Genomic DNA, 14,391 nt, shown 5'->3' on the forward strand with positions numbered 1-14,391 from the left:
GAGGAGACTAATATAGTAACCGAATCGCTTGATTATTTAACGATTTATCCCTATTTGTGGCCCTCTTCATTGAGGGCTTTTTTTTGCTGGTTTAGTCTAAGTAAGCCTTTAGCATCCAAACCAATTTTTCTTGCTCTGAGATGTAATCGCTCATTAGTGAGGCTGTACCTTCATCGTCTGCATCACCAGCTTGGCTTAAAATATCACGCTGCATGTGAATTAATGTGCTGTAACCAGCAAGTAGGTTTTCTACGGCTGTAACGCCATCACTAATACCTTTAGCTTCTTTGATTTTACTTACTTCAAGGTAATCAGAAAATGCATGTAGAGGTGCGCCATCTAACGTTAAAATACGTTCTGCAACTTCATCTACTTTTAGAAGTAGTAAGTTATAAATTTCTTCAAACTTAACGTGTAGTTCAAAAAAGTTACGGCCTTTAATATTCCAGTGAAAGCCACGCGCGTTCATGTATTGAATCTGGTAGCTACTCAATAATGTATTGAGTGACTTTATGATGTCTTCGCTTTTTGCGCTGTTTAGACCAATTGCGTTTACATGTGACATAACTTGCTCCTGAATAACCGTTTGTTTGTGAACTTGTGATAAGTATTACTAATTTCGATAAATTAGTAAAATCGTTTAAATGTATCTAGTTAATAGTTTTAACCAATTAGCTGTTTTTGATACCTATATTCACTTTAGACTATTAATAGAAGTGGGTCTGATTAATAAAAATACTACCCCTCAAAAGTAAATAAACCTCAAAAGTATATAAATCATGATCTAAAACAAACTTTATTCAAGGTAATAACTTAGCTATTTTTTTATTGATGCAGGTCAAAAATCATCCACCCTAACGGCGCATAATAATGTTGTCGAAATAATTAGGAGAGATAACATGCATGCAAAAACAGCGAAACAAAATAAAGCAGAGTTAATAGTGGTAGGAATTGCAGTCATCGCATTTGTACTTGGGTTAGTAGCGCACTTAGCGGGTGCAAGCTTTGCGAACTCAGATTTTTTTGGCTACATTGCGGCGCCGATTCCGCTTATATTGGCAGTGGTATTTTTAATTAGTTATAAAATAGCAGCCAATGCTGAGGATTAATCTTTCTCGTTTAAGCACTTTAAAATGTAATCGAGTACTTGGCGCGAGTAAATCATACTGGTATGGCTTAAATGAAACACTTTATGTTCGGCCATACCTTTAAGTTTGGTTTCATCTAGTAATACAGTGCCATCTGACTGGCTACCTTTGACTATTAAGGGCATAAGCCCAATAGGTAAATCGCCCGCAATACTGTAAAGCTTAGCTTTAAAAGGCCAATTACCATTTTTAGTGAGTAAAAATTCAACACTATTTTTTAAAAATGATTCAAACCCTTTTTGCTTCATTTTTTGCGCTATATGGCTGCCTTTATGTGGAGTACCCAGTGTAATTACCTTCGTAACATTCTGGCTAGCAGGGGAGTTTGCCTCTAGGTAAGCACGTGCAATAAGCCCTCCCATTGAGTGGCATACAAGCGCTGCAGGTTCGTTAGAAATACACTCATCAATTTGTGCAAATATGGTATCGCGGTGAGGGTCGAGCGTATTATAGGTAATGTTTAATACCGTCATCCCCGATTCTTCAAGTCGTGAACAAAGTGGGCGCATAACAAAGCCAGACATATACAAGCCATGTAAAACAATAACGTGTTTAACTTTCATATGCTCCCTAATACCAATTTTATTAAAAACATGATCATTCTAGCGTATTAAATAACCCGCTACCTGCGTTAAAAATTATTTATATAGAACAACTATATGTCATAATTTTCGCCTTGTTATCGACTTATTTATTTGTCGCTATAATAGATAACTAATTTAATGCAATTGGTATAACCTATCTTAGTTACATCAATTGCTGTGGTTTTATTTCAATGTTTGTTGTATCGGTATTTACCCATACTTCACCATCTTGAATGGTAATGGCGAGCTTAATTCCACGATCAACCAAAGCAGCAAGTGCTTGTGTTGCTGCATAATCAAGGCTAAAAACACTTAGATTTTTAAATTCATACAATTTAGGTTGGTGTTTTTGCCACCAAATTGCTTGATTGTTTTCACCATAAGTATATAGCACCACTTTTTTAGATTTATTACAGGCTTTTTTAAGGCGTTTTTCATCTGGTAAGCCAAGTTCAATCCATAGTTCTATTTCTTCACTATAGCTTACATGCCAAAGTTCAGGTTCATCATCAGCGCTTAATCCTTTAGTAAATTCTAAACCATCACAGCTATTTAGCGCAAAAGCGAGTAAGCGAATCATCAACCGCTGATCGGTTTCTGAAGGGTGTTGAGCCAAGGTTAAATTAAAATCTTGATAAACGTGGCGGTCCATATCGCTAAGCGATAACTGCACTTTCATAATGGTGGATTTAAGAGCCATAACAACTAATCTGAAAAAATTTGCGTCAGTATAGCGCAATTAAATGAATTGCCAGTTAAAATAGCGGTTAATTATACGTTAGGAGTTAAAAATGGCTATCCAGTGGTTCCCTGGGCATATGAATAAAGCCCGCAATGAAATTAAAGAAATAATGCCACAAATGGATGTGATCATTGAAGTGCTTGATGCGCGCATTCCCTACAGTAGTGAAAACCCGATGGTGGCAACCTTGCGTGAAGGTAAGCCGGTCATCAAAATTTTGAACAAAGCTGATTTAGCTGATCCTAAAATGACTCAAATCTGGAAAGATTATTTTGAGCAAGAAAATGGTGTTAAAGCGATTTCTTTTGGACATGATAAAGCAGCTGAAGTAAGTCGTATAAATGAGCTTTGTAAAAAGTTAGTGCCGCATAAAGTGGGTGCAGATAAGCAAATTAAAGCCATGATAATGGGTATTCCTAACGTGGGTAAATCTACGTTAATTAATGTACTGGCTGGACGCATAGTTGCAAAAACAGGTAATGAACCTGCGGTAACCAAAGCACAACAACGCATTAAGCTTGAAGACGGTATTATGCTTTACGATACGCCAGGTATGTTGTGGCCAAAAGTAGAGAATGAAAACTCAGGTTATCGTTTAGGCGCTACAGGTGCCATTCGTGATACGGCGCTTGAGTATGAAGAAGTAGCAAGTTACACCGCTGAGTACTTATTGCGTGCATACCCTGAGCTTTTAAAAGCACGTTATAAAATTGCCGAACTACCTGAAAGTGATTGGGAGTTTGTTGAAATGGCGGGTAAAAAACGCGGCTGTATTCGTGGTGGTAATCAAATAGACACATATAAAATGTCTGAAATACTAATCAACGAATTACGCGACGGTATTATTGGCCGTATTACTATGGAAACTCCGCAGATGCGTGAGGAAGAAGAAGTAATGGTTGCTGGTTTACGCGCCGCTGCAGAAGCTAAAAAAGCAGCTAAAGAAGAAGAGAAGCTTCAACGCCGGGCAAGAGCTCGTAAAAACCGTCGTTAATATTTAACCAGAGTTCAGGTTATTTAATTAAAGTGATTTAGTTTTATTAAATTACAGACATAAAAAAAGCCCGTAAGGGCTTTTTTAGTTTCATATCTACCGTCACCGATATGAGCAATGTAGCAAGTAAAATAGTAGGGCGGTTACTCATCATCAACATCAAGGGGCGTTGCGGTTCATAACAAGTAACCATAGCTGTTTACGTGCGCCACACGTTGTTTCAGGGTCGAGAAACAAATCAATTCATTCCTTAACAAGTGGTATGCAATCCGTCTTGTTGATATTGATTATCAGTTAGATCTAACTGTCTGTCAATACCTAAATGCAAATAATTCTTATTATTGTGGTGCTTGTTTTTTATTCATATATAAATCGGCTAGTTAGCACTGCCATTTCATAAAAATGCTTATCTTGGTTAAGCAATTAAGAATAGATTTTTAATACTTATTAAATAATTTGATATGGATTTTTATTATAAAAGTATTAATCTTTCAAAGTTAAAATAAATTCAAGCTAAGAATGATTTTATCGCCTTCCAAGACAGCTACTGCTTTGATATCAAATCAAATAGTCTCTTGTAAAGTCTTAGCCCCCAAAGATCAATAGCCTTTAATTAGTGGCTAAAAATATTCGTACTTAATTGGATGTTTTAAGCCACTAACGCACTTTATTTGCTGTTATACGTAAATTAATCTGCTCCACTAGTACTTTATCCTGCTTGTTTAGACGCCCTACAATGAGCAAGAAATCACTACCGTCAGTTTTTATTACTTTAATGCTTGTGTTATCAAGTTTGGTTTTACCGTAGGTGGTTTCTATTTTTTCTATGTCTTTAAAGTGACTAAGATCCGATTCAAGCTTACCGTCATCGTTTTTGTAGTAACTAAAAATATAGTTCTCGGTTATTCCGTTACCGTCTTCTCGGTAATCAAATACTGCATCGCTATAAAAATAAAGTATTTCTTCGTTTTCAGGTGTTAGGCGATTACGTTTTAAAAAGTGTACTTGGTAAGACCATAAACTATCGCCTTTTATAATTGCGGCATTGGGTAAAATATTTACTTCTTGAAGTACGCCTAAAAATAATAGAGGTGCAAACGCAAGCGAGATTAAATACTGTCTAATTCGCCAGTACGAGTTGTAATGTAGGGCTTCTTTACTTGTATCGGTTTGTTCAATGTAGCTAACTAGAGGCAACCATAAAAATGGCATTATACAAATCACTATGGTTGCGTATTCGTCCATACGATAAGCAAAGACGCTGGCGAGTACCATTAGCCAGAGTGTTAAGGCAGTCCAGTTAGGCATTACTCTATTTTTGTTTAACTGTTGTTGGCTGTGCTCTGCAAGTGCGAGATACAAAGGGTAATACCATAAAAACGCAAATATACCTCGAGCAATAGGCATAATACTTGAGTTGTCGCGTTCTTTAATGGCTTTAAAGTTACGATAACTCCAATAATTAACAAATATGCCTAAACTTAAAATACTGTAAATAATAAACTTACTTACAGATACTGCATAAAATGGACTATCTTCAAATTTCACTTTTTTTGCTGACTCTAATCGCCAATCGGCAAAAAAGAATATGAGTACTAAAATATAGCCAGCCAACACATATTTAAGCCAGCTATAACCAAAGCTATCTAGCACATCAGCTGTTGTTTGAGGTGTTTCGGTCGTTTCCGCGTATTTTAGAATAGGGTAATGGGTTGCTGATATTAACTTTTTACGCTGTGCTAAATAATCATCTATTTGAGCGGCTTTAATATGATCTTGTTTTGCGTAATAGTCATAACTCAGTGTTAAAACATTATCATTAAATTCAGTAGTTGTTTTTAGGTTGAAGTAGTCGTTATCAATTTCTTGTTGATCGCTATCAAATCCCCAACCTTTTTCTGCAAAATGCAGTTTTATTGTGGTGTTAATTATATTGGGGTAGCCAAAGTAGAGTGGGTCGGTGCGATTTACCTGCTTTGGTTCGTAAACGCTATTTTGTATTTCATTCGCGTAAAAACTAGCTTCGTAGCCTTCGTCTGTTTTTTCCCAAAATTCACTAATTAAATACGATTCTTTGGTTATTAGTTTACCCGTTTGTTCTTGTTCACTAATAGTCATTGCTTCATTGATTGATAGACCATTTAAAAAGCCTTGGTAATACTCGAAATAAGATTTAGCAACGCTATTTAGACCACTGCTGGCTATATTGCTTCTTCGGTTAATAGCTTCAAATTCAGCATAAGTGTACTGGGTTTCAAAACGTGATGGCTCAGATACTTTTTCAGCAATAAAAAAGTTATCTTCTACAGATACATTTGTATGTACAGGTTTTTGCGCCATTGAAGTTAAAGTGTTTTCACCTTTATCAATAATTAGGGCATAGCCATAATCAGGCTGTGCTAAATATTCGAGAGTACCACGTTGGTAGCTAACCGTAGGATCGAGCCAGTAGCGTTTTCCGTTTTGTTTAAGCGTAACAATTACGTGATTAAATACACTTGCAGAAGGTGGGAGTTCTTTTAAACGTTTGGTTTCTTCTGTATCAACTAGCGCGGGGAAGGCCTCTATATCCATCGCTTTTAATAACGAAATAAGCAGTACTGTTTTATCTTTACAATCGCCGTATCGTAGCGAAAGCGTTTCTGAAGCTGACGTTGGTTGATGCGAGTTAGTGCCCATTTCAAGCCCTAAATATCGAACTTCGTCTTGGCTAAAGCGCAGTGCTGCGGCAATTTTATCTGATGTTTTTGTGTGTTTTGCTTTTATTTTTTCAGCTATATCCAAAATGCTATTTGGGGTTTCTATGGCTGATTGATAAAGCGGATATGCCCAGTTAACTACCTGACCCCAATCGTCAAACTCAGAAAAGTAAACTTGTGTATATGGGTCGTACCACGTTGGGGTTTGAGAATTCTGCTCCAGTAAAGGTTCTTCAAAAAGAGTTATAGAATAATCTTTGCCATATTTATTAAGCGTTTCTTGAATATCAGCTGCGCCGTTTATTGTATTAATATGTAAAGGTGTTTGTTTACCCCAAAGTACACGCATATTCTGTTGCACTACGGGTACCGACCAGTTTAGCGTGCGTCTTGTACTAAATTTATTAGCATATATAGGGTTGCTACCTGTCACTGTGTAGCTGTAATCGAGTATGTCGCCACTGCGCATATCATCAATAATAATATTGAGTGATAAGCTACCATTATAAATACGATCAGCTAATTCAGATTCACCTTGTATAACCGTCATTCTCGCGCTACCAAGCTTATCAATGCGCTCATTATTTCTGATAATCGTTAAGCTGTTTAATGTTAGCGACTCGTAACTTGGATCAAAATCAAGATTAAGCTGGCTTATATAATCAACACCACTTTGATTTAAAGCTTTCATAACCAAACGCGTATAGCGTTGCTGTTTTTGTCTGCTCGGTATATAGGATTGGTTATCAAGTAACAAATAAAGTGTGCCGTCACGTACCTTGGTTATGTCGGAATGCTTGGGTTGCTCAATAATATGTGTATTAACCCAATTAGCTGGTTTATCTATTTTATATTGCTGCGCAAAAATACTATGAGAGGAAATTAATAAGGTAAGTGCAATTAGCCAAGAGCTGAGTCGAAGGAAGTTCCATTTCATTGTAGGGTCTTATAGTTGTTTTTATAAATACTATTGAGGGAATAATGTACCAAATTCAGGCTTTTTTGACAATGAGATGTTAACAAATTCATTGCTGAGCAGTTAATTAATAGTATATAAATGAACTCTATGTAAGTGCGAAACGCTTAACTCCCCCCTCAAATGTTCCTGAAATGATTTTTTAGTTGTATTGCCAAATCATAATTAGTTAAGCCTACTTTATTGTGGGCTTTGTTAGAGCTGCAAAAATTCTATCTATTTATTCGTACGGTAATCATTCAAACCTTTAAAAGTGTTTATAAATCAAAATATAACAGTAACTGTTTTTGCTCTTTTTGTTCATGAACTTTATGAGCAAAAAGCACATAACGATCATCAATGCACCTTACCTTCTAAATATTTAGTTAATTTCACGTTAACAATAAGCTGCGAGTTAGATAGCAGTTTGTCGTCGCTTATCTACCTGACAATAAATACATACACAAGCGTGGAGAAAATAATGAAAGGAAGTAACACACAACTCGCTTTGGCAGTTGCTGCTGCATTAGCAAGTACATCCGTTTTAGCCGATAACGATACGCAAAAACTACAAGAGCAATTAGATGCGTTACAAAAAGAAGTAAGTGCATTAAAAACAACCAGTGGTTTTAATTTAGAGTTTGGTGGACGGGTTCAGCTCGACTACAACTATTTTGATGGTGCTTACAATGCCGATAACGAGGGCTCTGGCGGGAGCGATTTTTTCCCTCGTCGTATTCGTACTTACGTTGAAAGTGAGCACGGAAATTGGGATCACAAGTTGTTACTCGAGTTTGCCGAAGGCACTGCTGAAATAGTGATGGCGCGTGTTCGTTATGCGTTTGATAACGGACTTAAAGTTAAAGCAGGTAAAATTCGCGAAGATATATCGCTAAATGCATTAACCAGTTCAAAGCACATTAATACGATTGAGCGTAGTTCGCTTGCCAATACTTTCTCCCCATTTTTTCGTTGGGGCGCTTCTGCCTATCAATATTTTAAAGACTCTGGCTTTCGTTACGCGATAGGCGTTTATAAAAATGATGCATTTGGTGCAACAGGTAGCGATGAAAACGACAAGCTTACTCTTGCTATTACTGGGCGTGCTACATGGTCGAGTGCATCACCTGGCGATGTAATTCATTTAGGCGTGTGGCATTCATATCGCGATATGGGTGGCAATGAATTAGGCGCACGTTTTGCGCGTGGTGAAGTACGCGAGACTAATACTCGCCTTGTTGATTATGCTGCTGGTGGTGTAACAAGCCCACTTGATAGTTTATCGCAAACCGGTCTTGAGTTTGCTTATCAGGCGGATTCTTTAACACTTGAGGCTGAATATGCAAGCCGCTCACTTGATGCCGCTAATAGTGCTGATTTTTTAGATGGCGAGCGCTTTGATGGTTTTCATGTATCGGCAAGTTATTTTTTAGGTGGCGAACAGCGCCAATACAAAGCGAGCTCTGCATTATTTGTACAACCTAAAAATATTAAAGATGCATGGGAGTTGGTGGCACGTGTTTCAGAAGTAGACGCTACAAGTCGCTTACAAGGCACAAAAGCGACAACTTATACATTAGGTACATCTTATTACGTAAGTAGTGATATTAAGTTTATGGGTAATCTAATTTACAGCGATGTAGAAGGTGCCGGTACTACTGCGCTGGTTGGCGACGAAGACTCTGGTATGGGCTTTAGTGCACGTATGCAGTATTTATTTTAAAGGGATACACAATGAAATTATTTAAATCATTACAAACGACCATACTTGCAGCATCGTTAGTACTTAGCAGCCCAATCGTAATGGCCGACACTCACTTTTTAATCCCAGGCGGACCTGGTGGTGGTTGGGATACAACAGCCCGTGGTATAGGCGAAGGTTTAGTTAAGTCGGGCATTGAAAATAATGCATCTTTTCAAAATATGTCTGGTGGTGGAGGCGGTCGTGCTATTGCCTATTTAATTGAGTCGGGCACTAAAAAGGGCGATATTTTAATGGTTAACTCAACGCCTATCGTATTGCGCGCGTTAAGTGGTCGAATTCCTTATAGCTATCGCGATTTAACACCTGTAGCCAGTATGATTGCAGATTATGGCGCGTTTGTAGTGCGTAATGACTCTCCATTTAAAACTTGGGAGGATGTTATTAAATCAATAAAAGAAGATCCAAGTTCGGTAAAAGTGGCGGGCGGTTCTGCTCGCGGCAGTATGGATCACTTAGTGGCGGCTCAAGCAGTTAAAGCTGCGGGTATAGATGGTCGACGCCTACGTTATATTCCTTACGATGCAGGCGGTAAAGCGAAGGCTGGGTTGCTTTCAGGCGAAGTGAATTTACTTTCTACTGGCTTAAGTGAAGCGCTTGAAGTAGCTAACGGTGGTCAAGCACGTATTTTAGCGGTTACATCGGGTGAGCCCTTACCTGATTACCCAAAAATACCCACACTTAAGTCACTAGGTTACGATATGGAATTTGTTAATTGGCGTGGTCTTTTTGCTGCACCTAATTTACCCGCTGAAAAGTTAGCACAGTACACAAAAAAACTACGTGAGTTGCAAAGTACACCTGAGTGGGAAGCTGTACGAGCTCGTAACGGTTGGCTAAATCTTTTTCAAGAAAAAGATGAGTTTATTAAGTCACTAGAAGCGCAAGAAGTGCAGCTTAGAGCTGTAATGGAAGAGCTTGGCTTTATCCGCACATTGCCGTAATCGAGGTTTAAAATGACGAATCGAGAATTAATAGGGCCAAGTTTATTCTTGGCGCTATTTACTTTATACGCTGTGGTTGCATGGCAAATTCCGCTACTACCGTTTGAAGAATACGAAACGGTTACCTCAGCGACACTTCCTAAAGTATATGCCGGGTTTGGTATTGTGGTGTGCTTACTTTCTATTGGTTCAACATTGCTTAAACCAAGAGAGAAAACTAATACCGATGATGTTCTTGAAAAGTCACACGTACTGCGCACCTTTGGTTTATTAATATTAATGGTAATTTATAGCGCGGCGCTGGAGCCAATTGGTTTTTTAATTTCTACTAGTGCGTTTTTGCTTGCGGGCTTTTTTGTGATGGGCGAAAGACGTAAGGGAATTTTGCTATTTGCATCGATACCGGTTGCGGTAGTTTTTTGGTTTTTGATGACTCAAGTATTAGGTATTTACTTGGTTCCGGGCGATTTGTGGAGTTAAGTTATGTTTGATGGAATTATGCTTGGTTTGTCGACCGTGCTCGACTTTAATAATTTAATGTACGTTATAGCAGGCTGCTTGGTAGGTACTTTTATAGGTATGTTACCAGGATTGGGGCCAATTACCGCAATTGCCTTAATGATCCCAATTACTTACAGCATTGGCGCCGATTCGGGCATGATTTTAATGGCGGGTGTTTATTACGGCGCTATTTTTGGTGGCTCTACGTCATCTATTTTAATTAATGCGCCAGGCGTGGCGGGTACGGTAGCTTCCTCCTTTGATGGCTACCCGCTTGCTAAACAAGGGCACGCAGGTAAAGCATTGGCAATTGCTGCTTATTCCTCCTTTATAGGCGGAACGATTGGCGCCATATTATTAATGGTAGCTGCGCCTTTATTAGCAAAAGTGTCATTGAGTTTTCAATCCCCTGATTATGTTGTGCTGATGTTTTTAGGCCTAACAGCTATTGCAGCATTTTCAAATAAAGGGCAATTTTTAAAAGCAATGATGATGACTGTGTTTGGCTTGATGCTAGCAACGGTTGGAATTGATCCATCATCAGGTACTGACCGATTTACCTTCGGGCAACCTGATTTACTCGATGGAATAAGCTTTTTACTGGTTGCTATGGCAACATTTGCATTAGCCGAGGCGCTTGTAAATGTTGTAAAACCAGAGAAAAAAGATGCTAAAAACATTAATGACTCAGACACACCGCAAATAGGTTCAACCAAGTTAAGCAAAGCCGAGATTAAAGAGATAGCACCAGTGATTGGTCGCTCGTCTATTTTAGGTTTTATAGTGGGAGTGTTACCGGGTGCTGGTGCAACTATTGCGAGCTTTATGGCTTATGCAACAGAGCGAAATTTAGCGCCAAAAGGTTTAAAAGAAAAGTTTGGTAAAGGCTCATTACGTGGTTTAGCTGCACCAGAGTCGGCAAATAATGCGGCGTGTACAGGATCGTTTGTTCCACTGTTAACGCTTGGTATTCCGGGCTCAGGTACTACGGCAATTATGCTAGGTGCTTTGATTGCTTACGGCATTCAACCAGGTCCAATGCTTATGCAAGAAAACCCAAGTGTATTTTGGGCGGTTATTGTAAGTATGTACTTTGGTAATATTGTACTGCTTATTTTAAATTTGCCGCTTATTCCTTACTTTGCAAAAGTATTAGCAATGCCTAAGTCGGTACTCACCGTGATGATATTGTTCTTTAGCTTAATTGGTGTTTACTTAGTGTCCTTCAATACCTTCGACTTATTTATGATGGTAGGATTTGCGGTGGTTGCGCTAGTATTGCGATTACTGTCATTTCCTATGGCACCATTATTATTAGGTTTTATATTAGGAGATATGATTGAGCGAAACTTCCGTCGTTCAATGATGATTTCTGATGGCTCATTAAGCTTTTTATGGGATCGTCCGCTAACATTGAGCATATTTGTAATTTCAATTTTAGTGCTGTTGTTTCCGTTAAAAGATTATTTAATGCAACGCCGTGCAGACAAAGTAAATGCATAATTGAGAATGAAATGAAAAACACCAACAAGCTAAATCCATTGCAAAACATGGTCACAAAACCTAAGCGATTAGAAACACGTTTAATTATTTGGGTAACAGGATTGTGTGTATTGCAGGCTTTATTATTTGGCGCGTTGGTGTATCAACTTACAGCGCAAAGCTTACATAACCATATTGGTGATAAAGCATTAGCTGTAGCAAGCAGTATTGCCACACGTGCTGATGTAATTAATGCACTGAGAATACCTAGTGACTTAACCGCTATTAACATGCAAATTGAAGATTTACGACAGCTTGTAGGTGCTGATTTTATTGTTGTTGGCGATGAAAATGCGCTTCGTATTGTGCATCCAGATGAAGATAAAATTGGCAAAAAAATGGTCGGAGGCGATAGCCAAGCTGCATTAAAAGGTGAACGCTATATTTCGGTGGCCCATGGTAGCTTAGGTGAATCAATTCGTGGCAAAGTGCCGGTGTACGCAGGTAATAATGAAATAGTAGGCGTTGTATCGGTTGGTTTTTTAGTACAATCAATCGATCCGCTTATTCTCTCTCGCAGTAGTGAAATTTTAATATGGGGCTTAATACTTGTAGGTTTAAGTATACTGGCGGCTATTTATATTGGACAGCGTGTCAGAAATGCTATTTTTGGCCTGCAGCCAGATGAAATTGCACGTTTGTTTTCAGAACAAGATGCAATTTTAAATACGGTACGCAGCGGTATTATTGCACTCGACCCGGACGGAAAAGTACGAAAACTCAATCAACGCGCCTGCGAAATATTAGATAAACCAACTTCAATTATTAATCAGAACCTCAGCTTAAACGATTTATTACCTGAACATGCAGAATTTTTATTGCGTAATCAGCGACGTAAAATAGTGGGTTTTGAATTATTTGCCGCCGATAAACGCCTTATATTATCGAGATTTTCTTTGCAAGTGCAAGGGCAGGCGGATGGTATTTTACTGAGTATGCGCCCCTCTGATGAACTTGAGTATTTAAGCCAACAACTTACTAAAGTTCAGGCTTTTGCAGAGCTTTTAAGGGTACAAACTCATGACTATTCTAATAAGCTCAACTTAATTGGTGCGTTAGTGCAAATGGGCAAAAACGAACAAGCTATAGAAATAATAGGGCAAGAAAGCCAGGGCTCTCAGGCACAAATTCATAACTTGTTAGAGCGCATACAAGACCCTGTGCTTGCTGGTTTGTTGGTGGGTAAATATCATAAAGCAAGAGAATTAAATGTTGCGCTTGAGCTTAACCCCGACAGCCTACTTGGTGTTATTGCACGTAAAGATATGCTCGAGCGAGTTGTATCTATTTTAGGTAACCTTATAGATAATGCGATTGAGGCTGCTATTAGGTCATCGAACTCTCGCTCTGCAAAAGTACGGGTAACCGTTGATGAAACCAGCCAAACTCTCTTATTTGATGTAGAAGATACAGGCTTTGGGTTAGGTTCTGACCATGATGTTATTTTTACCCCTCAGTACAGCTCTAAATCAGGAGCAGAGCATGGTATTGGTTTATATTTAGTAAAAACAAATTTAGACTCATGCGGTGGCACGTTAGAAATTGGTGAGTCAGACCTACTTGGTGCAAGACTAAGTGTTTACATTCCAAAATAATAAGAGCATTAAACATGACGTATTCAGTAGTAATAATTGAAGACGAAGTAGAGGTAGCACAGCTATTAGCGCAGTACTTGTTATTACCAAATGGTGTCGCAGGTAGTCAAACGCCAAAGCAAAGTTTAAGGCAAGCACAGTATCAGGTAGTGGGCATTGCAGGTAATTTAAGCACGGCAACAGCCTTACTGCATGCAATTGAACCCGATTTGATTTTACTCGATATACATTTACCTGATGGTAACGGACTTGATTTATTGACCGACTTACGACGTCGAACGATTAAAAGTGAGGTTATGCTGCTCACTGCTGCAAAAGAGGTCGAAACCCTTGAAAAAGCAATGCAGTTAGGTGCATGCGACTTTTTAGTAAAACCATTAATGTTAAACCGACTTGATCAAGCACTCGCACGTTTTGAATCACGTCAGCAATGTTTTTCTGATGCAAGTGAAGTAACGCAGTCAATGGTTGATACGTTATTTGGTTCAAAGCAGCAAACCAACACGTCTGTTCGTTTACCAAAAGGGGTCGATCAACTTACCCTGCAAAAAATACATGATGCTTTTGTAGAGCACGCAACCACTGCATTTACCGCTCAGCAAATGGGCGATTTGGTTGGTGTTAGTCGCTCTACAGCACGCCGTTACTTGGAGTATTTGCTTGAATCAGGTAAGTTAACAGCGGATCAAAGTTATGGCAGTATTGGCCGCCCTGAACGTTGCTATAAAATAGCGAAGTAACTTTTTGTACCTAAGGCTTAAATATTAAATTTCATTTATTTCAATGCCTTACGTTTTTTTTGTTATGTTTGATATTTAATAGATTCTGACGATAAAAAAAATATGTTGAATTGATTGCATTTTAAGCGGCTTGTATGGTGATGTTCGCTTTAAGTGATGTTATACTCCTGCGGAATAATTTATCG

General features: G+C 38.5%; 12 protein-coding genes. 8 read left to right on the forward strand and 4 right to left on the reverse strand.

The annotated features are described in order from the left end of the window. Window positions 1-91: 91 nt before the first annotated feature. Window positions 92-565, reverse strand: coding sequence for a Dps family protein (locus I6E82_RS17395; RefSeq protein WP_004334993.1), 474 nt, complete (start codon window positions 563-565; stop codon window positions 92-94). 334 nt (window positions 566-899) lie between these two features. On the opposite strand from I6E82_RS17395, the gene I6E82_RS17400 reads away from it, so the two are divergent. Then, on the forward strand, window positions 900-1,109 hold the full coding sequence (locus I6E82_RS17400; protein ID WP_007579816.1) for a hypothetical protein: 210 nt from the start codon (window positions 900-902) through the stop codon (window positions 1,107-1,109). On the opposite strand, the gene I6E82_RS17405 is transcribed toward I6E82_RS17400, so the two are convergent. Both I6E82_RS17405 and I6E82_RS17410 read right to left on the reverse strand, forming a co-directional pair. Further along, window positions 1,106-1,711, reverse strand: a complete 606-nt coding sequence (locus tag I6E82_RS17405) for an alpha/beta fold hydrolase (RefSeq protein ID WP_010554854.1) — start codon at window positions 1,709-1,711, stop codon at window positions 1,106-1,108. The genes I6E82_RS17400 and I6E82_RS17405 overlap by 4 nt on opposite strands. A 184-nt stretch (window positions 1,712-1,895) precedes the next feature. Then, the gene (locus I6E82_RS17410) at window positions 1,896-2,432 is read right to left on the reverse strand and encodes a YaeQ family protein (protein WP_197118378.1); all 537 of its coding nucleotides are present in this window, start codon (window positions 2,430-2,432) and stop codon (window positions 1,896-1,898) included. 91 nt (window positions 2,433-2,523) lie between these two features. On the opposite strand from I6E82_RS17410, the gene ylqF reads away from it, so the two are divergent. Beyond that, window positions 2,524-3,468 (forward strand): ribosome biogenesis GTPase YlqF, encoded by a 945-nt coding sequence (ylqF, locus tag I6E82_RS17415; protein ID WP_007579822.1) that lies wholly within the window; start codon window positions 2,524-2,526, stop codon window positions 3,466-3,468. 657 nt (window positions 3,469-4,125) lie between these two features. Here ylqF and I6E82_RS17420 read toward each other — a convergent pair. Then, entirely contained in the window at window positions 4,126-7,104 is a 2,979-nt protein-coding gene (locus tag I6E82_RS17420; RefSeq protein WP_197118379.1) for a DUF3857 domain-containing transglutaminase family protein, read from the reverse strand. A gap of 499 nt (window positions 7,105-7,603) precedes the next feature. Here I6E82_RS17420 and I6E82_RS17425 point away from each other — a divergent pair, with 499 nt between their 5' ends. From I6E82_RS17425 to I6E82_RS17450, 6 genes are read left to right on the forward strand one after another with little or no spacing between them, the layout of a single operon-like run. Next, window positions 7,604-8,845: an OprO/OprP family phosphate-selective porin gene (locus tag I6E82_RS17425; RefSeq protein WP_197118380.1), complete on the forward strand. Its 1,242-nt coding sequence runs from the start codon at window positions 7,604-7,606 to the stop codon at window positions 8,843-8,845. An 11-nt stretch (window positions 8,846-8,856) separates the two neighbouring features. Further along, window positions 8,857-9,828 (forward strand): Bug family tripartite tricarboxylate transporter substrate binding protein, encoded by a 972-nt coding sequence (locus I6E82_RS17430; protein ID WP_197118381.1) that lies wholly within the window; start codon window positions 8,857-8,859, stop codon window positions 9,826-9,828. Between the two features lie 12 nt (window positions 9,829-9,840). After that, window positions 9,841-10,308 carry a tripartite tricarboxylate transporter TctB family protein gene (locus tag I6E82_RS17435; protein ID WP_008136528.1) on the forward strand — a complete coding sequence of 156 codons (468 nt, stop codon included), beginning with the start codon at window positions 9,841-9,843 and terminating at the stop codon, window positions 10,306-10,308. 3 nt (window positions 10,309-10,311) lie between these two features. Continuing rightward, window positions 10,312-11,832: a tripartite tricarboxylate transporter permease gene (locus I6E82_RS17440; RefSeq protein ID WP_008136529.1), complete on the forward strand. Its 1,521-nt coding sequence runs from the start codon at window positions 10,312-10,314 to the stop codon at window positions 11,830-11,832. Window positions 11,833-11,843: 11 nt separating this feature from the next. Further along, a complete protein-coding gene (locus I6E82_RS17445) occupies window positions 11,844-13,466 on the forward strand; it encodes an ATP-binding protein (protein ID WP_101163937.1) in 1,623 nt (540 codons plus the stop codon). 14 nt (window positions 13,467-13,480) lie between these two features. After that, a complete protein-coding gene (locus I6E82_RS17450; RefSeq protein ID WP_024589479.1) occupies window positions 13,481-14,206 on the forward strand; it encodes a response regulator in 726 nt (241 codons plus the stop codon). The last annotated feature ends 185 nt before the right edge of the window (window positions 14,207-14,391 follow it).

The organism is Pseudoalteromonas sp. NZS11 (assembly GCF_015864765.1).
Classification (GTDB): Bacteria; Pseudomonadota; Gammaproteobacteria; order Enterobacterales; family Alteromonadaceae; genus Pseudoalteromonas; species Pseudoalteromonas arctica.